This window comes from Acrocarpospora phusangensis (assembly GCF_016862995.1).
Lineage (GTDB): Bacteria > Actinomycetota > Actinomycetes > Streptosporangiales > Streptosporangiaceae > Acrocarpospora > Acrocarpospora phusangensis.
The window spans coordinates 37,841-62,845 of the sequence record NZ_BOOA01000026.1 but is presented as its reverse complement, the minus strand read 5'-3'; the positions used below and the strand labels follow the sequence as shown (position 1 = coordinate 62,845).

Annotated in this window: 23 protein-coding genes; 10 read left to right on the top strand and 13 right to left on the bottom strand. The window is 70.5% G+C overall.

Going from position 1 to position 25,005, the window contains the following annotated elements; genetic code table 11:
* Nucleotides 1-193: 193 nt before the first annotated feature.
* On the bottom strand, nt 194-853 hold the full coding sequence (locus tag Aph01nite_RS17440; protein WP_204041957.1) for a response regulator transcription factor: 660 nt from the start codon (nt 851-853) through the stop codon (nt 194-196).
* Complete coding sequence (locus tag Aph01nite_RS17435) at nt 850-1,998, bottom strand: sensor histidine kinase (RefSeq protein ID WP_204041956.1); 1,149 nt, start codon at nt 1,996-1,998, stop codon at nt 850-852. The genes Aph01nite_RS17440 and Aph01nite_RS17435 overlap by 4 nt, the downstream gene beginning before the upstream one ends.
* A gap of 107 nt (nt 1,999-2,105) precedes the next feature.
* Here Aph01nite_RS17435 and Aph01nite_RS17430 point away from each other — a divergent pair, with 107 nt between their 5' ends.
* Nucleotides 2,106-3,479 carry a DUF1349 domain-containing protein gene (locus Aph01nite_RS17430; RefSeq protein WP_204041955.1) on the top strand — a complete coding sequence of 458 codons (1,374 nt, stop codon included), beginning with the start codon at nt 2,106-2,108 and terminating at the stop codon, nt 3,477-3,479.
* Here Aph01nite_RS17430 and Aph01nite_RS17425 read toward each other — a convergent pair.
* Nucleotides 3,442-4,101: a type 1 periplasmic-binding domain-containing protein gene (locus Aph01nite_RS17425; protein WP_204041954.1), complete on the bottom strand. Its 660-nt coding sequence runs from the start codon at nt 4,099-4,101 to the stop codon at nt 3,442-3,444. The genes Aph01nite_RS17430 and Aph01nite_RS17425 overlap by 38 nt on opposite strands.
* 333 nt (nt 4,102-4,434) lie before the next feature.
* On the opposite strand from Aph01nite_RS17425, the gene Aph01nite_RS17420 reads away from it, so the two are divergent.
* The 8 genes from Aph01nite_RS17420 (at nt 4,435) to Aph01nite_RS17385 (ending at nt 12,433) form a co-directional block, all read left to right on the top strand.
* Nucleotides 4,435-6,399 (top strand): fibronectin type III domain-containing protein, encoded by a 1,965-nt coding sequence (locus Aph01nite_RS17420; RefSeq protein WP_204041953.1) that lies wholly within the window; start codon nt 4,435-4,437, stop codon nt 6,397-6,399.
* A gap of 92 nt (nt 6,400-6,491) precedes the next feature.
* Entirely contained in the window at nt 6,492-7,571 is a 1,080-nt protein-coding gene (locus Aph01nite_RS17415) for a WxL protein peptidoglycan domain-containing protein (protein ID WP_204041952.1), read from the top strand.
* A 62-nt stretch (nt 7,572-7,633) separates the two neighbouring features.
* The gene (locus tag Aph01nite_RS17410) at nt 7,634-8,041 is read left to right on the top strand and encodes a hypothetical protein (RefSeq protein ID WP_204041951.1); all 408 of its coding nucleotides are present in this window, start codon (nt 7,634-7,636) and stop codon (nt 8,039-8,041) included.
* Complete coding sequence (locus Aph01nite_RS17405) at nt 8,038-8,418, top strand: helix-turn-helix domain-containing protein (protein ID WP_204041950.1); 381 nt, start codon at nt 8,038-8,040, stop codon at nt 8,416-8,418. The genes Aph01nite_RS17410 and Aph01nite_RS17405 overlap by 4 nt, the downstream gene beginning before the upstream one ends.
* 220 nt (nt 8,419-8,638) lie before the next feature.
* The gene (locus tag Aph01nite_RS17400) at nt 8,639-10,432 is read left to right on the top strand and encodes an ABC transporter ATP-binding protein (protein ID WP_204041949.1); all 1,794 of its coding nucleotides are present in this window, start codon (nt 8,639-8,641) and stop codon (nt 10,430-10,432) included.
* Nucleotides 10,433-10,530: 98 nt separating this feature from the next.
* Entirely contained in the window at nt 10,531-11,298 is a 768-nt protein-coding gene (locus Aph01nite_RS17395; RefSeq protein WP_204041948.1) for an AfsR/SARP family transcriptional regulator, read from the top strand.
* A 69-nt stretch (nt 11,299-11,367) separates the two neighbouring features.
* The gene (locus Aph01nite_RS17390) at nt 11,368-11,892 is read left to right on the top strand and encodes a MauE/DoxX family redox-associated membrane protein (protein ID WP_204041947.1); all 525 of its coding nucleotides are present in this window, start codon (nt 11,368-11,370) and stop codon (nt 11,890-11,892) included.
* 4 nt (nt 11,893-11,896) lie between these two features.
* Complete coding sequence (locus Aph01nite_RS17385) at nt 11,897-12,433, top strand: TlpA family protein disulfide reductase (RefSeq protein WP_204041946.1); 537 nt, start codon at nt 11,897-11,899, stop codon at nt 12,431-12,433.
* Nucleotides 12,434-12,495: 62 nt separating this feature from the next.
* On the opposite strand, the gene Aph01nite_RS17380 is transcribed toward Aph01nite_RS17385, so the two are convergent.
* The 9 genes from Aph01nite_RS17380 to Aph01nite_RS17340 all read right to left on the bottom strand — a co-directional run bounded on the left by Aph01nite_RS17380 (nt 12,496) and on the right by Aph01nite_RS17340 (nt 23,187).
* On the bottom strand, nt 12,496-12,669 hold the full coding sequence (locus tag Aph01nite_RS17380; RefSeq protein WP_204041945.1) for a hypothetical protein: 174 nt from the start codon (nt 12,667-12,669) through the stop codon (nt 12,496-12,498).
* 89 nt (nt 12,670-12,758) lie between these two features.
* On the bottom strand, nt 12,759-13,157 hold the full coding sequence (lepB, locus tag Aph01nite_RS17375; RefSeq protein ID WP_204041944.1) for a signal peptidase I: 399 nt from the start codon (nt 13,155-13,157) through the stop codon (nt 12,759-12,761).
* Complete coding sequence (locus Aph01nite_RS17370) at nt 13,154-13,867, bottom strand: ABC transporter ATP-binding protein (protein ID WP_204042000.1); 714 nt, start codon at nt 13,865-13,867, stop codon at nt 13,154-13,156. Before Aph01nite_RS17370 ends, lepB begins: the two co-directional genes overlap by 4 nt.
* 9 nt (nt 13,868-13,876) lie before the next feature.
* Nucleotides 13,877-16,705 (bottom strand): FtsX-like permease family protein, encoded by a 2,829-nt coding sequence (locus Aph01nite_RS17365; RefSeq protein WP_204041943.1) that lies wholly within the window; start codon nt 16,703-16,705, stop codon nt 13,877-13,879.
* A 102-nt stretch (nt 16,706-16,807) separates the two neighbouring features.
* On the bottom strand, nt 16,808-19,033 hold the full coding sequence (katG, locus tag Aph01nite_RS17360; protein WP_204041942.1) for a catalase/peroxidase HPI: 2,226 nt from the start codon (nt 19,031-19,033) through the stop codon (nt 16,808-16,810).
* Between the two features lie 23 nt (nt 19,034-19,056).
* A complete protein-coding gene (locus Aph01nite_RS17355) occupies nt 19,057-19,503 on the bottom strand; it encodes a Fur family transcriptional regulator (RefSeq protein WP_204041941.1) in 447 nt (148 codons plus the stop codon).
* A 104-nt stretch (nt 19,504-19,607) separates the two neighbouring features.
* Complete coding sequence (locus tag Aph01nite_RS17350) at nt 19,608-20,060, bottom strand: (2Fe-2S)-binding protein (protein WP_204041940.1); 453 nt, start codon at nt 20,058-20,060, stop codon at nt 19,608-19,610.
* Complete coding sequence (locus Aph01nite_RS17345; RefSeq protein WP_204041939.1) at nt 20,057-20,926, bottom strand: FAD binding domain-containing protein; 870 nt, start codon at nt 20,924-20,926, stop codon at nt 20,057-20,059. The genes Aph01nite_RS17350 and Aph01nite_RS17345 overlap by 4 nt, the downstream gene beginning before the upstream one ends.
* Entirely contained in the window at nt 20,923-23,187 is a 2,265-nt protein-coding gene (locus tag Aph01nite_RS17340; RefSeq protein WP_204041938.1) for a xanthine dehydrogenase family protein molybdopterin-binding subunit, read from the bottom strand. The genes Aph01nite_RS17345 and Aph01nite_RS17340 overlap by 4 nt, the downstream gene beginning before the upstream one ends.
* A 138-nt stretch (nt 23,188-23,325) precedes the next feature.
* Between Aph01nite_RS17340 and Aph01nite_RS17335 the strand changes: the two genes are divergently transcribed.
* Nucleotides 23,326-23,592 carry a hypothetical protein gene (locus Aph01nite_RS17335; protein ID WP_204041937.1) on the top strand — a complete coding sequence of 89 codons (267 nt, stop codon included), beginning with the start codon at nt 23,326-23,328 and terminating at the stop codon, nt 23,590-23,592.
* Here the strand turns inward: Aph01nite_RS17335 and Aph01nite_RS17330 are convergent.
* Entirely contained in the window at nt 23,584-24,939 is a 1,356-nt protein-coding gene (locus Aph01nite_RS17330) for a cytochrome P450 (protein WP_204041936.1), read from the bottom strand. The two genes, Aph01nite_RS17335 and Aph01nite_RS17330, sit on opposite strands and share 9 nt — an antisense overlap.
* Nucleotides 24,940-25,005 lie beyond the last annotated feature (66 nt).

Here is a 25,005-nt window from a genome sequence, read left to right as displayed (position 1 = left end):
CAGGAGCGAGGCGTAACGATGCCTATTTCCTCAAAAGTAATTTTCGAAATATCACACCGAAAGATAGTCACATTGCCAACCGCTCACAATTTCGGCCTCGGCACCAATAATAAAGGGACCCCCACACGCACGCAATGGCCTTTCCTTTCACCACCCAATATGGCGACATAAGCCATCCATACGGCAATGATTATTAGTCGGTGATTCGATAACCGATGCCGGGTGTGGTGGTGATGATGGGGGGTTGGCCGAGTTTGCGGCGGAGGCGGCCGATGGTGACGGTGACCGTGTTCGTGAACGGGTCGGCGTGTTCGTCCCAGACCTGTTCGAGCAGGTCTTCCGTGCTGAGGTGGCCGGGGCAGGCACGCAGGAGCGCTTCGAGGAGGGCGAACTCCTTCACCGACAGGTCCAGGTGGCGGCCGTCCCTGGTGACCGTACGGCGGATGGGGTCGAGTTCGAGGCCGGCCGCGCGCAACGTGTGGGCTCGAACGGAAGGCTGGCGGCGGGCCAGGGCGCGGATGCGCAGAACGAGTTCCGGGAAGTGGAAGGGTTTCGTGAGGTAGTCGTCCGCGCCCAGGGCGAGGCCGCTGACCCGGTCACCGGGCGCGCCGGCCGCCGTGAGCATCAGCGTCATCACGCGCTCATGCCGTTCGGCGATCATCTGGCAGAGCGCGTCCCCGTGGATCCCCGGCAGATCCCGGTCGAGCACCACCACGTCGTACGCGTTGAGGTCGAGTTTGGCCGCGGCCTCCAGCCCGTCATGCGCCACATCTACTGCCATGCCCTGATCGCGCAGTCCCTCGGCGAGGATCGCGGCCAGCGAGCGGGCGTCCTCGACCACCAGCACTCTCATCCCGGCACGCCCCCGAGCGGCAGAGCGATCGCCACCCGCAGCCCGCCCTCGGGCCGGGCACGGAGATCGAGACCGCCCCCGCTGGCAGTGGCGATGTCCGAGACGATGGACAGGCCGAGCCCGGATCCGTGGGCGTTGCCGGTGCGTTCGGCCCCCAGCCGCTGGAACGGCTGCCCCAACCGGCTGACCTGCTCCTGGTCGAGGACACGCCCACCGCTCTCGACGACGAGTCCGTCCCCCGTGACCGCGACCCGAATCCAGCCTCCGCGATGGTTGTGGATCACAGCGTTGTCGATCACGTTGTCGACCATGCGCGACAGCAGTGTCCGGCTTCCGCTGATCCACGCGCTCTCATCGAGATCACGATGGACGGTCAGCTCCTTCTCGGCGATGGCCGCGGCTCTGAGCTCCAGAGCTTCGGACACCAGACGGCCGAGCGGAACCGTGACCTGGTCCGGCAGCGCGCCGTGCTGGACGCGGGCGAGCAGGAGCAGTCCGTCCAGGAGCCGGTCGATCTGGTCGAGTTCGACGCGGAACCGGTCGGCCAGCATCGTCGTCTGCGCCGGTATCGGCGCGGGTTTGGCCATCGCGACGTCCAGCGCCGCCCGCATCGTGGTCAGTGGCGTACGCAGCTCGTGGGACGCGTTGGCGACGAACCGGCGCTGCGCGTCGAACGCGCCCTCCAGGCGTTCGAGCAGGCCGTCGATGGTGTCGGAGAGGTCCTTGACCTCGTCGTGCGGAGCGGTGACCGCCAGCCGTTCGTGCAGGTTGTCGGCGGTGATCCGGCGGGTGGCGGCGGTGACCGTACGGAGGGGGCGCAGGACGCGGCCGGCGACGACGCGGCCGAGGACCGCCGAGACCGCGACCATGACCAGCAGCGCGACCGCCGAGCCGGTGAGGAGCTGACGCGACTGGTCCGTGTGGATCCGGTCCAGCTCGGCCTGCAACCGGATGATCTGCTGCTGCGGGGCGGCGACTTCGTTCCGCGGTCGCGGGTCCGCCGGGACGCTCTGCCTGATCTCGCCGCCGGCCACGAGGTTGGTGATCGCCAGCAGGCCGGCTCCGGAGAGCAGGAACAGGGCCATGTACATGGCGGTGAAGCGCAGCCGTATGCCGCGTCCCCGCAGTTGGAGGCGTCTGCTCATGGTGCCCTCTCCCCGTGCCGGCCTCCCAGGATGCCCTGCCCGACCTAACACCGGCGTGACGGCCCTCGTTCGGGTGCTGTTATGGCCGGATCCCTAGAACTTCGCCCATGCGTAGATTCCGTCTGGTTCGCGGGCGTCTGGCCGGGCTGATGCTCGCCGCGCTGCTCATCGTCGTGCCCGGCCTGCTCGTCGCGGCCGGAGCCCGCAGCGTCTGTGACCCCGGCCCGTGCCCTGCCCACCCCATCGGCCCGTACGGCCAGGCGGTCGAGGACCGCTTCACCTTCGCCCACCAGGCGCTCACCGGGGACGGCGGCATCACCGTCCGGCTGACGTCGATGACGGGCATCATCACCTATCCCCCGCCCGGCCACGACCGTATCGTCACGGGGCTGGTGCCCTGGGCGAAGGCCGGTCTCATGATCAAGGAGAGCGTGCGGCAGGGCTCGCCGTACGCGGCGGTCATGCTCACCGGGAGCCATGGCACGCGGATGCAGTACAACTTCACCGAGGACATGGGCGGTCGGACCGGCACGTCGCCGCGCTGGCTGCGGCTGACCCGCAGCGGGGAGAGGATCACCGGCTACGAGTCGCCCGACGGCGAACAGTGGACGACGATCGGCACGGCCACCCTTCCCGGGCTGCCGGCCACGGTCCGGATCGGCCTGTTCGCCGCCTCTCCGGGCGACATGACCGTGGACCGGAGCAAGCCCGGCGGGGCCGTCCAGGTGCGGTTCACCCAGGCCAGCGCCACATTCGACCACGTCAGTCTCCAGGGCGGGTGGAGCACGGACGAGGTGGGCGGCGAGGGCGTACAGACGGATTGGGAGCGAAGTCACCGCGCGAACGGCCTGGTCGAGTCCGGGGACACGCTGACCGTGACCGGGACCGGCGACATCGCGCCGAGGTTCGACGCCCCTCGGATCGAGACCACCCTCATCGGGACGTTCGCGGCGCTGATCGTGATCGTTGTCATGGGTGTACGCACCAGGGAGCCACTCAAGCTCGCGGCGCAAGCCTTTGTCACCGGGACTATCGCGGCATGTGTGGAGCCCGTCGGCACGGCGATTCTGCGCGGCAACGGAACCCAGGTCCTCCCCGTGTCGCTGCTCACCGAGGCAAGGGTGATCATCGGCACTGGGGTTCTGCTCGCCGCGTCGGCCGTCCTCGCTGCCGGGGTCGGCGCTCTCCTGCGGCGTAAGTTCATGGCGGCCACCGTGGTGTTCGCCCTGCTGATCCTCCCGTTCCTGCTCGCCTTCGCCGGAATCCTCCCCGACGCCGTCACCGCGTGGCTGTTCCGGATCACCCCGGCCGCCGGTTTCGCGATCCAGCAGAGCATTCCCGAGTACGCCCACGTCATCGGGTACTACGTCCCCACGCAGGGCTTCTACCCGCTGCCGCCGCTCGCCGGTCTGGCGGTACTCGCCGCATACGCCGCGGCCGCGTTCAGCTCAGCCAGATCACGATCCCGGTCAGGTCGTTGAGGACGGCCGCGACGCCGGCCCGGATGGCGGCCGCGCAGCGGGCGGGGGTGAACGAGGCGGGGTCGTACGTGGAGGAGGCGCCGAGGCCCTCGCCGCGGAACGAGGCGCCGGACCAGTCGACGGCGGTGACGTTGTGGGTGGGCTCGGCGAGTTCGGCGCCCACGACGAGGAACCGCTGGGAGAGGTGGCTCGCGGTGACCATGGCCAGGGGGTCGATGAGGTCGTTGCCGGCGCTGACGATGAGGTCGGGGGCCATGTCGAGCGCGCTGGTGATGGTGGGGACCAGGTCGTACGGGTGGTCGGCGACGACGGTCCTGAGATCGACGTCTTCTTCGTCGGCCCACTCCTGAACCGCGGTCACGAGGGCCTGGGTGGGCGCGTCGTCGCCGGTGGTGAGCAGGACCACGCGGTAGTCCTCCGACGGACGGACTCCATCCCACGAGCCGGGCCCGGGGGTGATGGTCGCTTCCGGGACGGGTGTGGTGGACGGCGCGAGGAAGTCCGGGCCGAGGGCGCCGACGGCGGTGGGCTTGTCGTGGGGTTCTGCCCAGTCGTCACCGCACGCGCTGACCAGTACGGCGAGGGCGGCCAGTGCGGCGACGACCCGCGGCGGGGGACGCAAGATGATCGTTCTCCGGGTTGTGACGGGTGATGCGCGTCCATCCTCCTATCCCCTTCGTCCCATTTTAGATCTATAAGGATTGCTATGGGGTTATTTATCCGTCAGTTCGTCAGGGGGACGGCTCTCGTTCATCCATGACCCGCGGCCCGATCTCCGCCGACGCAGCCGTCATGGGTCCGACCTGGTTCATCGAGCACACGTTCGAGTCATGACATATCAGCCCTTTTGGAACATTCCATAAGCCGGCTAGCGCACATTCACGAACGATTTACCGGACAGCGGAAGCTTGAGTGGCGCTTCTCTGTACGTTCTTGTACAAAAAGGACATTTACCATGACATTAGGCATCCAGGCTTCCGGCCTGATGCGGCGCCGCGTGGCCACCGGGGCCACCGCGGCGTTCCTGGGCCTGGCCGTGGCCCTCGGCGGTGTGGCGGCCCCCGCCAACGCCGCCGACACCACGCTCACCGGGATCATCCTCGGCGTCGGCGCCAACGAGACCCAGCGCACCGTGACCTGGTACTCCGCGGCCGACACCGCGCAGAAGGTCCAGGTCGTCCCGACCGCGAAGCTCGTCAACGGCGAGTTCCCGGCCGACGCCGCCACCTTCGACGCCGCCGGCGGGGCGAACATCGCCACCAGCGGCGGCTACAACCGCCACGCCACGATCAGCAACCTGCAGGAGCAGACCGCGTACTCGTACCGGGTCGGCGGCGAGTCCGGCTGGTCGGAGACGTACGCGTTCAGGACGCAGGACTTCGAGGGCGACTACGACTTCCTGTTCTTCGGCGACCCGCAGATCGGCTCCTCCGGCGACACGGCCAAGGACGGCGCCGGCTGGCAGGACACCCTGGACGTCGCGCTCAGCGCCAACCCGGACTCCGAACTGCTGGTGTCGGGCGGTGACCAGGTCGAGACCGCGGGCACCGAGACCCAGTGGAACGCCTTCCTCGGCTCCGACAAGCTGCGCCAGTACCCGTGGGTCGCCACCATCGGCAACCACGACGTCGGCAGCAAGGCCTACGAGCAGCACTTCACCGTGCCCAACACCGACCGCTCCGGCCCGCTGTACGCCAACGGCAACCCGGCGTCCAACACCTCCGGTGGCAACTACTGGTTCGTGTACAAGGACACCCTGTTCATCGACATCAACAGCAACAGCTACGCCACCACCCAGGGCGGCGGCGGTGACGCGGCGCATGTCGCGTACGTGACCGATGTCATCAAGCAGCACGGCGCCGAGGCCAAGTGGAAGGTGCTCGTCTTCCACCACGCCATCTACTCGCCGGCCTCCCACGCCAAGGACGGAGACGCCAAGGTGCGCCGGGTCGACTTCCCGACCGCCTTCTCCAACCTCGGGGTGGACCTGGTGCTGCAGGGCCACGACCACGCGTACTCCCGCAGCTACCTGATCAAGAACAGCCAGAAGGCGAACCCGGACGAGCAGCCCGGCGCCGCCGACGTGACCGCCGGCCCCGGCGGCGTGCTGTACGTGACCTCGAACTCGGCCTCGGGTTCGAAGTACTACGACATCTCCGCCCCGGACGCCTCGGGCACCAGCGGCGCGGGCAACGGCGCCGACCCGCTGAACCCGGGCAGCTACTGGTACAACTCGGTCCAGAACCAGGAGCACGTGCGGTCCTACATCAAGGTCGGCGTGCGCAAGGACAAGCTCGTCGTCGAGAACGTCCGGAGTGGCACCTGTGCGCCTCCGAACGCGGCGGTCGAGCGTGGGCTGTCCTGCTCCAACAACCCCGCCGAGAAGCCGGTCGGCTCCATCGTCGACAAGGTGACCGTGCACCCGTACAACGGTGACGGGCAGGCCCTCCAGGTCAACGTGCCCAACGCCGCCCCCGGTGAGTTCGGCTGGACCATCGACGGCTACAACGGCCTCGTCGACCTCGGCACCGCCAAGGAGCACAACGGCGACTACTTCGAGGCGGCCGGTCAGATCAACCCGATCGTCGTGTCGGACAACCGCCGCTCGCTCGCGCCGTGGTCGATCTCGGCCAGCGTGAGCGACTTCGCCGACGCCGCCAAGACCTTCTCGGGTGCGTACCTGGGCTGGACGCCGCGGGTCATCGAGGACGGCGCCGGGGCCAAGGCCAGCGGGGCGGTTCCCTCCGCCTACGACGACCACGGCCAGGGTCTGTCCGTCTCGCGCGGCCTCGGCTGGGCCGACCAGGGCCACGCCAAGGGCGTCGCCAAGCTGGGCGCCGAGCTGTCGCTGAAGATCCCGGGCAGCGTCGACAAGGGTGGCTACCGCGCGACCCTCACGATCACCGCGCTGAGCAGCTGACCGGTCCCTGTTCTCCCTGGTGGGGTGGGCGCCTTCGGGCGTCCACCCCGTCACTCGTTCCAGCCACATCCAAGATCGCCCGTGGAGCTGAGATGCACGCGCTCACCAGGCGCCGGGCAAACCCGGTCGCCGCCTTCCTCCGAACCACCGCCCTGGCCCTGCTCGCCTCCTGCGCGATCACCGGCCTGCACGCGAGCCCCGCGCTGGCCGACGACGGCGACGTCGCCTGGACGGTCAGGACGGAGTCCAACAACTACGGCGCCGACCGGTCCAGCTTCGACTACGTCGTCAACCCCGGCGGCTCACTCGAGGACGGCCTGATCGTCGCCAACCGCGGCAAGGACCCGCTCGACCTCGCCGTGTACGCCGCCGACGGCTTCACCACCGACACCGGCCAACTCGACCTGTTCCCCAAGGACAAGAAGTCCGTGGGCATCGGCGCCTGGGTCCACGCCGACCGCGACCACGCCGAGATCAAGCCCGGCCAGTCCATCACGATCCCCCTCAAGGTCACCGTTCCGGACAACGCGCCGCCCGGCGACTACGTGGGCGGCATCCTCACCTCCCTGACGCAGCCCGGCGACGCCGGGGGCATCAACGTGGACCGGCGCCTCGGCATCCGGATCATACTGCGGGTCAGCGGCCAGCTCCGGCCGAACCTCGCGATCGAGGACCTCCGCATGGACTACGCGGGCTCCGTCAACCCGTTCTCCTCCGGCGACGCCATCATCAGCTACACGATCCACAACACCGGCAACGCCATCCTGTCGGCCAAGCAGACGATGTCCGTCGCGGGCCCCTTCGGCTGGCTCGCCACCGACGCCGGCCAGATCGCCGCCCCGCCGGAGCTCCTCCCGGGCGAGAGCTGGAAGATGACCGTCCCCGTCCACCACGTCTCCCCCGCCTTCCGCCTGGCCGCCACCACCATCCTCATGCCCCTCCTCACCGACGCCTCCGGCGCCACCACCTCCCTCGAACCGGTCCTCGCCTCCACCGGCGCCTGGGCCCTCCCCTGGACCCAGCTCCTCCTGCTCGCCCTCCTGCTCGCCCTCCTCGTCGGCGCCTTCCTCCTCTCCCGCCGCAGGCGCGCCCGCCGCAAGGACCGCGAGGAAGCCCGCGTCCGCGAAGCCGTCCAGCAGGCCCTCGACAACCAGAAAACGCAGGTTCGCTGACCGTCTGTCGTCATAGGCAATATGACTTGCATGACATATCGCTCTGAAGTCATAATCTGAAGGTGGACATCGACTGGCCAGCCGACTTCGGCACCTGGCTCGACCGGCTCGAAGCCGACGCACGCGCGGGCGATGGACACGCACGCCTCATGCTGGTCTTCACGGCCCGCGCGCTGGATCAGCTTCGGAACCTGAGCGAACCACCAGACCGAGAAGAAGAGACGGCCACCTTGCGATGGGTGCGCCAGTCGCGGCGCTATCCGCTGTGGCGGGTTTCCCACGCCTACCATCCGGAGGTGGCGGTGCGGCTGGTCTGCTGGTTCCCGCCCGACACCGGCAAGGTGGTCGTCGCACTGTTCGCCGGAGACAAAGCCAGGCTGGGCGACCTTTTCTACAAAAGTGTCACCGCCCGTGCAGACGCCCTGATCGACCAGTGGAAACGGGAGACGTCCTACGAGGAGAAGCCATGACCGAGCCCGAGAACCCAACGTTTGTCCGCGGCAACGAGCATCTGGACCGGCTCCTGTCCGACCCGCAGCTCGCCGCGGAGGTCGCCCAGGCTCACGAGGCGGCCGAAGAGATGGACCGGGCCCACGCGATGAACCTGGCGATGATCCGCAAGGCGGGGCAGATGACCCAGGTGGAGGTGGCCCGCAAACTCGGGGTTGGCCAGGGCGTGGTGTCCCGGCTGGAGAATCGCAACGACATGCTGCTGTCCACCCTGTACGAATACCTGATGGCTACCGGCGCCGACAGCGCGAGCATCGTGGTCACCGTCCACGGATCCCGGATAGAACTCGACCTCGGTCAACTGCGGCATACCCACCACGAGCAGCGCTCCGCCTGATCGCATTCCGTGCGTGACACGGAACTCAGGTCGCTGAGCGCGTCCTGAGGCAGGGAGCCTAGCGGCTGTGCCGGGAATGTATGTCGGCTGTGCGGGGGGCTTCTAGCCTGGCGCGCAGCGGAACCGATGTCTGGCACCTCCCCTGCTGGAAAGGAGCCGATCGCATGCCGCTCGCCGACGGGGTTACACCGGTGGGCGGCGGGGCGTGAGGGATCTGGGGATGGCGCTCGGGCTCGCCTGGCGGTCCGGGCGGGTCCGGCTGGCGCTGTTCGCCGCGTTCACCGTTCTCGCCGCCGCCGTCCCTCTTGCCGTCGCCTGGTTGACGAAGGCCGTGCTGGATGTGATCGAGCGCGGTGGAGCGACCGTGGGTGGCGTCGTCGCGTTGGCGGTGGCGCTGGGGTTGTGCGGGGTCTGCGCGGCGCTGCTGCCGCCGGGCGTCCGGTATGTCCAGGATGAGATGAGGCGGCGGGTCGGGTTCGCGGCCGTGGACGGGTTGTTCCGGGCCACTGAGAGATATGTGGGGTTGGCCCGGTTCGAGGAGCCGGTCTTTCTCGATCGGCTGCGGATCGCGCTGGGGCACGGGGGTGCCACGCCGGGACTGCTGGTCGCGGCCGTGCTGGGGATCGCCAGGACCGGGCTCGTGGGTGTGGGCTTCCTGGCGTCCCTGGTCGTGATCAGTCCGGGGATGTCGGTGCTGGTGGTCGGTTCCGCCGTGCCGGTGCTGCTGGCGGAGTTGTGGCTGGCGCGGCGGCGGGCGGATGTGATGTGGCACATCGGGCCGTACGAGCGCCGGGAGATCTTCTTTCAGAACCTGCTGGTCAGCGTGAAGGCCGCCAAGGAGATCCGGCTGTTCGGGATCGCCGGTCACCTGCGGGAGCTGATGCTGGGCGAGCGCCGTGTCGCCGACGGCGAGCGCCGCCGCATGGACCGGCGGGAGCTGGCCGTGCAGGGCTGCACGGCGCTCGCGAGCGCGCTGCTGGCCGGGGCCGGGCTGCTGTGGGTGCTGCTCGGCGCGCTGGACGGCGACCGCTCGATCGGCGACATCGCCCTGTTCGTCGCTGGTGTCGCGGGGGTGCAGGGGGCTGTCACGGGCCTGGTGACCGAGATCGCCCAGGCGCACGAACAGCTCCGGCTGTTCGCGCACTTCCGCGCCGTGCTCACCGACGGCTCCGACCTGCCGCTCCCCGCCCGGCCCCGGCCCGTACGCCCGCTCCGCCAGGGCATCGAGCTGCGGGATGTGTGGTTCCGTTACTCCCCCGGCCAGGAGTGGGCGCTGCGCGGGGTCAGCCTCTCCGTCCCGTACGGGTCGACGGTCGGCCTGGTGGGCACGAACGGCGCCGGCAAGAGCACGCTGGTGAAACTGCTGTGCCGCATGTACGACCCGGAACGCGGCGCGATCCTCTGGGACGGGATCGACCTGCGCGACCTGGCCCCGGACGACCTCCGGGCCCGCGTCGGAGCCGTGTTCCAGGACTTCATGGAGTACGACCTGACGGTGGCCGAGAACATCGGCCTGGGCGACCTCGACGCGCTGACCGACCGGTCCAGGCTCGTCGGGGCGGCGCGCCGGGCGGGCGCCCACACCTTCGTGGCGGAGCTGCCTCGCGCGTACGACACCCTGCTGTCGCGGATCTTCCTGGACGGGGACGGCGGCGAGCGGGGTCTGCACCTGTCCGGGGGCCAGTGGCAGCGGCTGGCCCTGGCCCGCGCCCTCCTGCGCGGCGACCGCGATCTGCTCATCCTGGACGAACCCGGTTCCGGGCTGGACGCCGAGGCGGAGCACGAGGTCCACACCCGGCTGCGGGAGCATCGGCGGGGGCGTACCAGTGTGCTGATCTCGCATCGGCTCAGCGCGGTGCGGGAGGCCGACCTGCTCGTCGTCCTGGATCGGGGCCAGGTGGCGGAGCAGGGCACGCACGACACGCTGATGGCCGCCGGCGGAGTGTACGCGCGGCTGTTCACGCTGCAGGCGCGCGGCTACCAGTTCGCGCACGTTGAAAAGCACCTTCGGTAAAGTTTATATTTTCTGTAATCTTCCGAAACTTTCGGGACCGGGGGAAGTTGATGGGGTTGAACTTTCAATTACTGGGGCCCTTCGAAATAGTCGACAACGTGCGGCCGATATCGCTGACCGCGCACAAACCGCGGGCGTTGCTGGCCATGTTGCTGCTCAATTCCGGCAAGCTCGTGCTCTGGCACCGCATGCTGGAGGAGCTGTGGGACGCCGCCCAGCCCGCGTCCGCCATGTCCAACCTGCGGACCTACGCCACCGAGCTGCGCCGGATCGTCTTCGCCGGCGGCGCGCAGCTCGTCTCGGACCCGGACGGCCTCCGCCTGCTGACCGACCGGGACCAGGTGGACGTGGAGATCTTCGGCGATCTCTGCTGGCGGGCCAAGCAGAGCCAGGTGGACGGGGACCTGTGCTCGGCCGAGAGGGCGTACGAGCTGGCGCTGGGCCTGTGGCGGGGACCCGCGCTCACCGGGCTCTGCCGCGGCCCGATCCTCGCGGCGGCCGCCGCCGCGCTGGACGAACGGCGTCTCGGCGTGCTGGAGGACTGGTTCGACGTACGGCTGGACCTGACGACCACCAACCAGTGCAGCGCGTCGGCCCTCACCGAGGACCTGCGCAGGCACCTGGCCGAACACCCGATCCGGGAGCGCCCGCACCGCCAGCTGGTGGTGACCCTGTACCGGCTCGGCGACATCGCGGGCGCCCTGCACGCGTGCTCCGGCGCCCGGGAGGTGCTCCAGCGTTCACTCGGCCTCGACCCGGACGGCCGGATCGACCTGCTCCACACCGCGATTCTCCGGCGCGACACCGACCTGCTCCGCCCGGACGTCCAGAACAGGGTGACCGGTTCGGCGCGCGGAACTGTATGAGGAATGTGCGCCGCCTGTGCACCCGGCTCCTACGCTGGCCGGAAATGAGGTCGTAGTGACGGGGCCACGATGTCCATTGGCGCGGCGGCATATCTGGTGGCGCGATTTCTCATCGGGGCGGTATTCACGGTTTCGGCGCTGAGCAAGGTCCGGGGGCCGGGTGCGTACGCGCGATATGGGGACGCGACCCGGGCGCTCGTTCCTTTCGGCAGACCCGGGATGGTCGCGGCCGTCGCGCTGATCGGAGAGGCGGCGGTCCCCGTGTTGCTGGCGGTGGCTCCGGCCGCCGGGTTCGTGCTGGCGGCGGCGCTGCTCACCGGGTTCACGGTCGCCATCGCGGGCGCTGTCAGGAACCGGCGCGCCGTGCGCTGCGCCTGTTTCGGGCCTTCGGTGACACCGGTCGGCGGGGCGCACCTGGCCAGGAACGTGTTCCTGCTGGCCGCCGCGGCCTGCGGACTCGCGCTCGGGCCGGCCCCCGCGCCCGAGCCGGCGCTGCTCGCGGTGCTGGTGGCCGTGAGCCTCTTCCTGACGCTGCTCGTCCTGCTCACCGACCTGCTGGCCTACCTGTTCGCCGCACCGACGGAAGAGAGCTGACCGCATGCCGATCGTCATCGCCCTGCTCGCCCTCGTGGGCGCCGTGTGCCTGCTCGACCTCGTGCTCACCTTCGGGGTGATCCGCAGGCTCCGCGAGCACTCGGCCGCGCTGGCCGCGCTCTCCACACCGCCCGCCGCCATCGCCGCCCCCGGGGAGCCCGTCGGCGCGTACGCGGTCGTGACGACGGACGGCGAGGCGGCCTCCGACGCGGACCTGACCTTCGAGCCGACGCTCGTGGGGTTCTTCTCGCCCAGCTGCCCGGCCTGCGCCGAGCATCTCCCGCGTTTCGTCGAGGCGGCCAAGAACCACCCGTACGGACGCGACCACGTGCTCGCCGTCGTCGCCGGGGATCCCGGAGAGACGGCCGAGCAGCAGGCCGCGCTGCACCCCGTGGCCCGGGTCGTGGTCGAGAACCGGGGCGAGGGAGTCATGGAGGCCCTGCGCGTACGGGCGTTCCCCGCCTTCGCGCTCGTCGGCACGGAGAAGAAGGTGCTGGCCAGCGGGGGCGCCGTCGCCGACGTGCTGGTGGCGAAGGGCTGAGCGGGAAAGGAAGAACCGTCCGGCGCGGCCCGAAGGCCATCGCGCCGGACGGTTCTCGGGGCTCAGGGGCAGCCCGCGTACCAACGCGCCTGGCAGTTGCCGGAGCAGGTGTTGAAGTAGTAGATGTAGCCGGAGTAGCAGCCGCAGTAGCTCGTCCACCCGCAGGCCTGGGCCTCGGCGCGTGGCGCCACTCGTTCGAGCAGGCGGTCGGCGACCCGGTTGACCAGCGTCCTCATGAAAGCTCCCTTCGCTCATGGACTGATCCGAGCGTAGGAAGCCGACGCATATTCCCAGCACAGCGCGGGCACAGCCCCGATACAGGCGTCTACATGGTCCTGATCACGGTCCCCACCAGACGGCCGGCCGCGACGTAGCCGTAGTGCCGGGAGTCCTGGCTGGCGCGGCGGTTGTCGCCGAGCACCACGAGCGAGTCGCGCGGCACCCGGGCGTCGTCGAGCGACGTACGGACCTCCGCGGGCACCCGCTCTCCGGGCAGCGCGGCCACCCGCTTGATCAGCAGATCGGCGTGCTCCGCCGGGCCGTGGAAGACGGCCACGTCCCCGGTCCGCAGCGCCTCCGGGCGGCAGCGCCGCGTCAGCACCCGCTGGCCGTCGCGGAAGGCCGGCTCCATGCTCGCCCCCCGTACGGTCACCACCAGGAATCTACGGCGCAGCCGGACGACGAACCCCAGAACCGCCACCACGGCCAGCAGGACGGGGATCATGCGCCGGTGTCCTCGATGACGACGCCGTCGCGCAGCCGGATCACCCGGTCGCAGTGGGCGGTGAGGTTCTCGTCGTGGGTGGCCATCAGGAGGGTGAGGCCGTGCTCCTCGACCAGGCGGCCGACCAGCTCCATGACGTCCCTGCCGGTGGCCGAGTCGAGGTTGCCGGTCGGCTCGTCGGCCAGGATGATGCGGGGTTCGCCGATGAGCGCGCGGGCGATGGCGACGCGCTGCTGCTGGCCGCCGGACAGCTGCGACGGCACGGCGTGCGCGCGTTCGGCCAGCCCCACGGCCGCGAGCAGCTGCCGCGCCCGTTCGGCCCGGTCGAAGCCGACCCGCCGGGGCAGCACGGGAGCGATCACGTTGTCCAGGACGGTGAGCGCGGGCAGCAGGTGGAACCGCTGGAAGACGAAGCCCACGCTCCGCCGGTAGACCGACAGCCGCCGGCGGCCGAGCGCGGTCACCTCGTGGTCCCCGACGGTGATCGTGCCGCTGTCGGCGCGTTCCATGCCGCCGATCAGGTGCAGGAGCGTGGACTTGCCGGAACCGGACGCGCCGAGCAGCGCCACCCGCTGACCGGCGGGCACGTGCAGCGTCACCGCGTCGGCCGCGACGATCCCGCTCTCGCCCTCGCCGAACCGCTTGGTGAGCTCCCGGACCGTCACCTCGACCCCGCGCCGCGTCTCCGTGGCCACCGGCTGCGCCTCCATGAGCACCTCTCAATCCTCCGCCAGTACGGCCGCGAGCCGCAGACCACGCATGAGCTGGGCGGGTACGGCCGCGGCGAGCACCGCCAGCCCCGCCCCCGCCGCGGTGACGGGCAGCACGGCCGTCACCATCGCCACGCTCAGGCCGCCCGTGAACGACCACAGGCCGCCGAGCGCCAGCGCCGTCCCGATCGCGGCCCCGGTGAACCCGAGCAGGCCCCCCTCGGTCACGATCAGGCGGCTGAGTTCCAGGTCGGACCAGCCGCAGGCGCGCAGCGCGGCCAGTTCGGCGGCGCGCTCCCGCACGCTCAGGTAGAGCGCGTCGGCGATGGCGAACACGCCGAGCGCCACGGTGGTGAGGGCCGCGGCCAGGTCGACGCCCCGGACCTGGAGGGAGACCGCGTCGCCGAGCAGGGTGCCCTGGGCGGTGCCGTGGAACTGGCGGGTGATCACGATCAGGATGCCCACGGCGGCGACTCCGACCGCGAGGGCCACCACGCCGGCGAGGCTCCGGCCGGGGACGCGGATCACGTTGCCGACGGCCATGCCGTACACGGTGCGGCGGCGGCGGGCGCGGCCGACCTTGAGCACGGCCGGGTGGATCGCGGCCATGGGGTGCGCCCGGCCCGCGCGGAGCGCCGGGACCAGCCCGGCCAGCAGGGTGACTCCGCAGGCGACCGGGACGGCGAGCAGCGCGTGCGGGCCGCTCAGGGTGATGCCGGTGAGGGCGGCCAGCGGGAAGGCCGCCGCGACGCCGAGCGCGCCGGCCGCGAGGCCGATGATCAGCACCTCGCCCAGGACGAGCGTGGACAGCCGCCAGGCCGGCCAGCCCAGGCAGCCGAGCACGGCCAGCTCCCGGCGGCGCACCCGTACCGACGCGGCCACGGTGTTGCTGAGGAAGAGCACGCACACCGCGAGGATCAGCACGGACAGCAGCACGCTCTTGCGGTCGACGGCCTTGATGAGCGCGACCGCGACGCCCTTGGTGGTCCAGTCCTCGCGCAGGTTCAGCTCCGGGCGGCCGAAGGAGCCGGCGGGCAGCCGGACCGTACGCGGGCCCGGGGAGGAGCCGATCGTGATGTCGACGTCCAGCCCGGTCGTGGTGGCGATCCGCTCGGCCACGTCCCTGACGCGCTCCTGGGACAGGTCGTCCAGGCCGGTCACGCCGGCCACCCGTACGCGCACGGCCGAGATCGGTGCCTGGCGGGTCTCGTCGTCGGCGCGGATGAGGTGGGGCAGCGACCGCAGCGTGGTCAGCAGCTGCGGCGGGGTGGCGAGGTACGCGCCGGGGTTGCCGTCGGGCAGCAGCGGCTCGTCGCCGAGGGCCTTGCGGGCGGCGGCGTCCGTTCCGGTGGCGGCCGCGGGCCGGTACGTCTCCAGGGGCACCGACGCGAGTCCCGTCCCACCCGTCAGCCGCGCCGGATCGAAATGCCCCACCACCTCCGGGAACGGGGCTTGGCCGACCCCGCCCGGGCCGAACAGCTCCCGCCGCGTCACCGGCCGCAGCGCCACATCCAGCACCGACAGCGGGCTGGAGTCGTCCACGCGCCACCCGAAATCCTGCCGCCACAGCTGCCCCGCGTCCAGGCTGACCGGCTGCGGGCTGAGCACCTCTCCGGCGAGGTACCGCGGCTGCCCGGAACGCAGGATGCGGTTCAGATCCACCCACGAATCACGCGGACCGCTGATCGGCCGCGCGCTGGTCGTCCGGTACGCCTCCTCGGCCTCGAACCGGACCGTGGTCAGGGTCTCTCCCGGCAGCGCGGCCACCCTTTCGCCCAGGCCCTTTAGAGGCCACTCGGTCAGGCTCGGCGGCCCGTCGAGGCGGACGACGTCGGCGGTGAGCCGCTGGTCGATCTGCGCGCTCGCCGAGACCATGAAGGGCACCCGGACGATGCGGGTTCCGACAGGCGCCGGCGCTTCGAGGGGGTGCAGGTAGCGGCCTGACACGACCGCTTTGTCCAGCCCCACCAGCCGGGCCTCCTGCACCGGGTCGATCGCGGCGAGCAGCAGCGGCATCGCCCACGGGATGCGTACCGTCAGCGTGTCCTGGCGTACCGGGTCGTCCGTGGGCTGGCCGGGCTGGGTGACGTAGCCGCCGTCCAGGAGGGCTTGGAAGATCTGGAGGCGGGACCTGTCCTCGGGGGTGAGGCCGGTCTTGCCCAGTTCGAAGGCGACGGAGGCCGCGCAGATCACCTTGACCTGTCCGCCCGGGAGCACCTCGGCCGGTGGCTTGCCCTCTTCCTGGAACTCGCCGCACTTGTCCGGCTTGGCCTGGATGAGCCGGCCCTGGTGCCGGTAGCCGGCGAACTCGATGTCCATCGACTCGGTGGTGGTGTACTCCGGCCAGAGCACCGGGTTGCGGGTGACGTACACGAGCCGCATGCCGGGATCGGTGATCGTGGACAGTCCCTGGTCGCTCTGCCAGGTCAGCTTGATCTGGAACAGCTGCGCGCGCTCGGCGGGATCCAGCCGCTCGGTCAGGTCGAGTTCCGCGGCCGCGGTGACCGGCGTGTATCCGACCATCGCCACCGGTGCCGCCGCCTCCACCCCGGGCAGCGCGCCGATGCTCCGCCACTGCTCCAGCGTGATCCCGCCGTACTGGCCCGACAGGAAGTTCGGCCGCACCTGCCCCCGCGCCGCCTCCTGCCCGGTACGGCTCCCGCCCGGCCGTACCAGCACGTCGTACGCGCTGCGGTAGTTCTTGTCGACCGTCCCGGTCACCTGCAGCCGCGACGTCTCCACCGCCCCCGTGAGCAGCGTGAACCCCGTGGCGGCGACGAGCACTCCCAGGAGCGTCGTCAGGGTGCGGACTCTCTGCCGCCGCAGCTGACGGATCATTAAGCCGAGCATCATTTCCAACCTAGAGCCCGGACATACAGCCGCCATACAGCGCGTCCAGGCCCGCCCTCAGAAGGGCGGGCCTGGACGTCAGACTTCAGGTCAGACCAGGTCGAACCGGTCCAGGTTCATGACCTTGGTCCAGGCGGCGACGAAGTCGGTGACGAACTTCTGGCCGGCGTCGTCGCTGGCGTAGACCTCGGCGAGGGCGCGCAGCTCGGAGTTGGAGCCGAAGACGAGGTCGGCGCGGGTGCCGGTCCATTTGACCTCGCCCGAGGCGTCGCGGCCCTCGAAGACGTTGGCGTCCTCGGCGGTCGCCTGCCACGTCGTGCCCAGGTCGAGCAGGTTGACGAAGAAGTCGTTCGTCAGCGTGCCGGGGCTGGCGGTGAAGACGCCGAGCGGCGACTGCTGGTAGTTGGCGCCCAGGACGCGCAGGCCGCCGACGAGGACGGTCAGCTCGGGGGCGCTCAGGGTCAGCAGGTTGGCCCGGTCGATCAGCAGGTACTCGGCCGGGAGCCGGGTGTCCTTGCCGAGGTAGTTGCGGAAGCCGTCCACCGCCGGCTCAAGGGCGGCGAAGGACTCCACGTCGGTCTGCTCCTGCGAGGCGTCCACGCGGCCCGGCGTGAAGGGCACCTCGACGGCGACGCCGGCGTCCTCGGCGGCCTTCTCCACGGCCGCGCTGCCGGCCAGGACGACCAGGTCGGCGAGGGAGACCTGCTTGCCGCCGGTCTGGGCGGCGTTGAAGGTCTGCTGGATGCCTTCGAGGGCGCGCAGCACGGTCGCCAGCTGGTCGGGCTCGTTGACCTCCCACGCGCTCTGCGGCTGCAGGCGGATGCGCCCGCCGTTGGCGCCGCCGCGCTTGTCGCTGCCGCGGAAGGACGAGGCCGCCGCCCACGCGGTGGACACCAGCTGCGACACCGGCAGGCCCGAGGCGAGGATCTGCTCCTTGAGCGCGGCGATGTCGGCGGCGTCCACGGACTCGTACGTCGCCGTGGGCAGCGGGTCCTGCCACAGCTGCGTCTCGGCCGGGACCTCCGGGCCGAGGTAGCGCACGACCGGGCCCATGTCGCGGTGGGTCAGCTTGAACCACGCGCGGGCGAAGGCGTCCGCGAGCTCCTCGGGGTTGGCCAGCCAGCGCCGGGTGATCTGCTCGTAGACCGGGTCCACGCGGAGGGCGAGGTCGGTCGTGAGCATGGTCGGGGCGTGGCTCTTGGCCGGGTCGTGCGCGTCGGGCACGGTGCCCGCCCCCGCGCCGTCCTTCGGCTTCCACTGGTGGGCGCCGGCGGGGCTCTTGCTCAGCTCCCACTCGTAGCCGTACAGGATCTCCAGGAATCTGTTGTCCCAGGTGATCGGGGTGTTCGTCCAGGCGCCCTCAAGGCCGCTGGTGATGGCGTCGCCGCCCTTGCCGGTGCCGAAGGAGTTCTGCCAGCCGAGGCCCTGCGCCTCGATCGGGGCGGCCTCGGGGTCGGGGCCGACGTTCTCCGAGGGGCCCGCGCCGTGGGTCTTGCCGAAGGTGTGACCGCCGGCGATCAGGGCGGCCGTCTCCTCGTCGTTCATGGCCATGCGGCGGAAGGTCTCGCGGATGTCCCGGGCCGCGGCCAGCGGGTCGGGGTTGCCGTTCGGGCCTTCCGGGTTGACGTAGATGAGGCCCATCTGGACCGCGGCGAGCGGGTTCTCCAGCTGGCGGTCGCCGCTGTAGCGCTCGTCGCCCAGCCAGGTGGCCTCGGGGCCCCAGTACACGTCCTCGTCGGGCTCCCACACGTCCGCCCGGCCGCCGGCGAAGCCGAAGGTCTTGAAGCCCATGGACTCCAGGGCGACGTTGCCCGCGAGGATCATGAGGTCGGCCCAGGAGAGCTTCTGGCCGTACTTCTTCTTGACCGGCCAGAGCAGGCGGCGGGCCTTGTCCAGGTTGCCGTTGTCGGGCCAGCTGTTGAGGGGGGCGAAACGCTGCTGACCGGCCCCGGCGCCGCCACGGCCGTCACTGATCCGGTACGTGCCCGCGCTGTGCCACGCCATCCGGATGATGAACGGGCCGTAGTGGCCGTAGTCGGCGGGCCACCAGTCCTGGGAGGTCGTCAGCACCTCCGCGATGTCCTGCTTCACGGCGGCCAAGTCGAGGGTCTGGAAAGCCTCGGCGTAGTCGAAGTCGCCGAGGGGGTTGGACACAGCCGGGTTCTTGGCCAGGATCTTCAGGTTGAGCCGGTTCGGCCACCACTGGCTGTTGCCGCCGCCCTGGGTCGGGTGCGCGATGCGCCCGTGCGCGACCGGGCAGCCGCCACCGCCCTCCGGCTTGTCGTCTGTGACGATCGCGTCATGGTTCTCAGACATGGGGATCCTTCCGGACTAATTGTTCAACGGTGCTCGGAGCTGCGAACGGTGGAGCAGTCGGGGCACAGGCCCCAGTAGATGACCTCGGCCTCGTCGATCACGAAGCCGTGGGCATCGGAAGCGGTCAGGCAGGGCGTCTCGCCGACCGCGCAGTCGATGTCGCCGACGACGCCGCAGGAGCGGCACACGACGTGGTGGTGGTTGTCCCCGACGCGTCCCTCGAACCGGGCCGGGCTGCCGGCCGGTTCGATGCGCCGGACGAGTCCGGCCGCGGTGAGGGCCTGGAGGGCCTCGTACACGGCTTGCAGGGAGATGTGGCCTACGCGATCACGCACCCCGGAGGCGATCGCCTCCACGTCCAGGTGGTTGCCCTCCCGGACGGTTTCGAGCAGAGCGACACGGGCGGCCGTCACTCGCAGGCCCGCCCCGCGCAACTCCTCGGCGATGGTCGGAGTACTGGATGCGCTCATGGCCCAAACCTACCGCCATAAACACGAACTATACAAGTTAGCGACTTATTCAACTATGAGCCGTGTCGGGGGATGTTTCCCCAGTTAGCGGGGCATACAGGGGGTCAGTCGTCGCCCCGGGTGGCGTGCGTGATGGCACGTCGGATGGGCTCGTATCCGGTGCAGCGGCAGATATTGGACTCGACCAAGCCGGCGATCTGGTCCGGGTCGGCGTCCAGAGCGCCCGCTGCGATCATGAGGAAGCCGGGGGTGCAGAAGCCGCACTGCAGGGCGTACTCGGCGGAGAAGGCGCGCTGGAGGGGGTGGGGTTCGCCGTCGGGTCCCGCCAGGCCCTCCACGGTCCGTACGGCCTTGGCGTCGCACTGCACCGCCAGCATGAGGCAGGAGCGCACGGCCTTGCCGTCCACCAGGACCGTGCAGGCTCCGCAGACTCCGTGCTCGCAGCCGAGATGCGTCCCCGTCAGCCCGCAGTCCTCGCGCAGCACGTCGGCCAGGACGCGCCTCGGCTCCACGTCCAGCGGGTACGCCTCGTCGTTGACCGTAAGGGTGATCTTCACTGCGGGGCTCCTTCCGCCGCTTGGCGCAACGTCCTGGCGACCAGCACCGCGATGACCTGCCGCCGGTACTCCACATCCGCGTACGGCTCCGCCAGCGGCGCCGCGTCCTGCTCCGCCGCGACCCGGCCCGCGCGTACGAACGAATGCCCGACCTCGGTGCCGTTCAACTCCCGCTCCGCGGCGTACGCCCGTACCGGCCGGTCGGCGCAGTTGGCCAGCCCGATCCGGGCCTCCTCGACCACCCCGTCCCGTACGGCCAGCGCGACCGCCACCCCCACCTGAGCGAAGCTGAAATGCGTACGCCGGTGCTCCAGGAAGCCGACGCCCGTGTGCGCGTCGAGCAGCGGAAGCCGTACCGACAGGAGAAGTTCGCCGGGCCGGCGGGCGGTCGTGAACGGGCCGAGGAACCAGTCGCGGACCGGCACCTCGCGGACGCCCTCGGGACCCCGCAGCCGGATCACGGCGTCCAGCGCCATCGCGATGGCGCACCATTCGGAGGCCGGGTGGGCCCAGGCCAGGCTGCCCACCATGGTGCCGCGGGCGCGGATCGGCGGGTGCGCGATGTTCGGGGCGGCGAGCGCGAGCAGCGTGCCGAGCGGTCCCGGCACGGCCCGCGGCGAGTCGAACACGTCGTGGCGGACCAAGGCGCCGACCTCGGCCGTGCCGTCGTTCACGTCGAGCCGGTCGAGTCCGCCGACCCCGTTGATGTCGACCACCAGGTCGGGGCTCAGACGGTGCAGCCGCATCTCCAGCAGGAGGCTCTGCCCGCCGGCCAGCACCCGGACGTCGCGTCCGCCGTCGGCGAGGACGGCCACGGCCTCCGGCACCGTGCGCGGCGCCGCGTAGTCGAATGCCGCGAGTTTCATCCGGCCTCCCGGAGGTTGGCCGCGCGCCAGACCACGTCGGGGGTGAGCGGCATCTGCAGCACGTCGGCGTCGGTGAGCCTCAGCGCGTCGGCGACGGCGTTGACGATCGCGGCCGGGGTGCCGATGCAGCCCGACTCGCCCGCGCCCTTGGCCCCCAGCGGGGTGTTCGGGGTGGGTGTGTAGGTCTCTTTGAGCGTGATCGGGGGGATTTCGGCGGCGGTGGGCACCAGGTAGTCCAGCAGCCCGTGGGCCAGCCTCGGCAGGCCGTCGTCGTCGAACGGGATGCCCTCGTAGAGGGCCTGGCCGAGGCCCTGGACGGCCGAGCCGAACGCCTGCCCCTTGACGAGCATCGGGTTGAGCACGACGCCGCAGTCGTCCACGGCGACCAGGCGCAGGACGTGCACCGTGCCCAGTTCGGGGTCCACCTCGGCCACGGCGGCGTGGGTGCCGAACGGGAAGCCCATGCCGGATTCGTACCGGTTCTCGGCTTGGAGGGGGCCGGTGGCCTTGACGAGTTCGCCCAGGTCCATGGCGGCCGTCCCGCCCGTTCTGGGGGAAACCGTGCCGTCGGACCACACCACCTCGGCCACCGGGAGTTCCCAGAGTTCGGCCGCGCGGACGCGTGCCTCCTCGATGAGCATGCCGCACGCCTGCCGCAACGCCGCCCCGGCCACCTGCGCCGACCGGCTGGCGAAGGAACCGACGCCGTCGGGCACCTCGTCCGTGTCCCCCTCCACGAGCCGTACGCGCCGCTGGTCCACGCCGAGTTCCCTGGCCACGAACGCCGGGAAGGTGGTCTCGTGGCCCTGGCCGCTGGAGGCCGAGCCGCAGCGGGCGACGATCGTGCCGTCCTCGTGCGCCTCGACAGAGCCGTATTCGTGGAGTACGCCCGCTTCGCCCCCGGAACGTTCGACGTAGCAGGACAGGCCGATGCCCAGTGGCAGGGCCGCCGGGTCGTGGCGGCGGCGGGACTGCTCGGTGCGCCAGCCCGCGTAGTCGAGAGTCTCCAGGGCCAGTTCGAGCGCGGCGGCGTAGTCCCCGCTGTCGTACACCCGCCCGGTCGGCGTCCGGTACGGAAAACTCTCCGGCGCCACGAAATTACGCCGCCGCAGCTCCGCCGGATCGAGCCGCAGACGCCGGGCCAGCGCGTCCATCGTCCGCTCCAGCGCGATCGTCGCCTCCGGCCGGCCGGCCCCCCGGTACGGATACGTCACCATCGTGTTGGTGAGCACCGAACGCACGGTCGCGTGCACCCGAGGCGTCCGGTACACACCCGTCGCCATCCGGGCGGTCTGCAAGGGCATCGCCCCGGCCAGGTGGGGGTAGGCGCCGACATCGGCGTCGATGGCCAGCTCGTACGCGAGGAGGTGCCCGTCGGCGTCGGCGGCGAGGCGGACCCGCTGGTCCTGGCCCCGGCCGCGGGTGGCGGTGAGCATGGACTCCATGCGGTCCTCGATCCACCGCACCGGCCGCCGCAGCTTCAACGCCAGGTAGGCCACCGCCACGTACTCGGGGAAGATCGCGCTCTTGGAGCCGAACGCGCCGCCCGTGTCGGGCACGATGACGCGGACACGGTCGACCGGCCAGCCCAGCACGGCGGCCAGTTCCGCGCGCAGCCGGTGGGGCGCCTGGTGCCCCGACCACACCGTCAGCCGGTCCCCTTCGGGGAGGGCGAGGATGGTCCGGCACTCCATCGGCGTGGGCATCAGCAGCTGCTGGCGGTAGCGGGCCTCCACCACGGCCGCGGCGTCCCGCCACACCGCGTCCTCGATCGGCTCGCCGGTCTCGCCCTCGAAGGCGATGTTGCTCAGGTCGTCGAAGAGGCGTACCGAGTCTTCGGCGGCGGCCGACGGCGTGACCACGGCGGGCAGCGGGTCGATCCGGACGACGACCTCGGCCGCTCCGTCCTCCGCGCGGTAACGGTCCTCCCCGACGACGACGGCGACGGCCTCGCCCGGATACCGCACCCGGTCCTTGACCAGCACCGGCCACTCCCGGCCCGCGACCGCCTCCTCCGTCGCCAGCCTGGCCATCAGCGTGTACGGAGTATCGGGCAGATCCGGCACATCCGCGGCGGACCACGCTCCGGCCACTCCCGCCACCTCGCGGGCGGCGGCGCAGTCCACCTCCCGCAGGACGCCATGGGCGACCTCGCTCCGTACGAAGACGGCGTCCAGACATCCCGGCACCGCCATGTCGGCGACATACCGGCCCCCGCCGGTGAGCAGTCGCTCGTCCTCCCGCCTGGTCCACTGCCGCATGAGATTCCCCCAGGTCAGCTCCCGTCCACAGTATTCGGCGGCCGATTCGATACACAAAAGCGACATCAACCATTGGAGTTGTTTTCGCCCCCAGTTGCCCCGGGAATGGCGGTACCTTTTCGTTCACATAATGGGAACGTGATCGAGAATCCACGCTCGGCGGAACTGGCCGCCTGGCTCGAGGCCCGGGGCATCGGCAACGACGTGCACAGCATCGGCGCCGACGTGGACGAACGTTATTGCCTGGTACGGCACCAGGACCGCTGGCACGTCTACTACAGCGAACGCGGGCAGCGCGGCAACGAACGCGTCTTCACCGACGAAGGGGCAGCCTGCCGGGCCCTGCTGGCCGACCTCCTGGCCGACCACGGCGTCCAGGCCCGGCTGCGTCGATCGTCAAGCTGACTTCCACAGTTTGGTGACCGTCCCGGACAGCGGCCCCGCGGCGCGTCCGTCCGAGCCCGTCCTGACCATGACCGCCTTCTTCGGGAACGCCGTCACGCCGGACCTGATGTGATAGTCCACCTCCGTGGTCAGCAACTGCGGCCGACCGGCCGCGAGGATCAGGGCGAGCGTCGTCCTGACCTGCAGATCCGCGAACGACGCCCCCAGACACCGCCGCTGCCCCACCCCGAACGGCAGGAACGCGTACGGCGAGGTCCGGGCGTCCGTCCACCGGGACGGCAGGAACGCGCCCGGATCCGGGAACGCCACCGGATCGCGGTGTTCGAGCAGCGGTGAGGTGAAGGCCAGCGCCCCGCGCGGGATCGGCGGCGCGCCCTCGATCTCGACGTCCTCCATCACCCGTCGCGGCAGCGAGATCGGCACCGTCGGAATCAGCCGTTGCGACTCCCTGACGACGGCGTCCAGCTGCTCCTCGTCGGAGACCTCCAGGTCAGGCGTGCCGAGAATGGTCAGCAACGCCCACGTCATCGACATCGCGGTGGTCTCGAACCCGGCCGCGAACAGGCCGTGCAGCTCCCCCGCGATCTCCGGGGTGCTCAGCGAGTCGCCGTGCTCGTCGGTGGTGTGGCAGAGAATCGACAACGCGTCCCGGCGCGGCTCCTCGGCGCGTTTCCGCTCGATGATCCCGGCCAGCCGCTCGTAGACGTCGGCCACCTGCCGGGTCCACTTGCCGTACGGGGTCCAGCCGCGTTCCTTCTGGTACAGGAAGACCATCGGGTTCACGGAGTCCTGGAGCAGCCGGTGGACGGCGTGGGCGAGGGCGACGTTCTCCTCGTCCGGTTCGAGTCCGAGCAGGCAGGTGAGCATGTTCGCCCGCGTGATATCGAGGAATTCGGCCGCCATGTCGAACGGCTCACCGTCCGCCGCCGCGAATCTGGTCCTTTTGAACGTGTCGGCGAACACGGCCGCGTAGTGATCCATCGCGCTTTTGTGCACCACCGGCATCAGCAGCTTGCGCGCACGACGATGCCGTTCCCCGTTGAAGGTGATCACGGCGTCGAACATCCGGGACCAGGCCCGCCCTTCCGGAAGTGCGAAGATGCCGTCCTCCATCCGGTGGAAGACGTCGTTGCCGGTGAAGTACCGCCGGACCGCCTCCTCACCCCTGAGCAGGACGATCGATCCGTTTCCCCTGGTCAGCGGGACGACCGGGCCGGGGAATCCCGGGGCTATCCGGTCCAGCGCGTACCACGCGGGATGACGGAGAAAACGAAGATTGTTAATTGTGGGAATTCCGCCGGGACCTGCCGCGTCCATGCGCAACGCGGTGTCGAACATTTTTGCCATACCACACGCATCCGTTCCCTCACGCGGAGCGTATTTCGCCGGCCAACCCCCATCAAGAACGTTCCA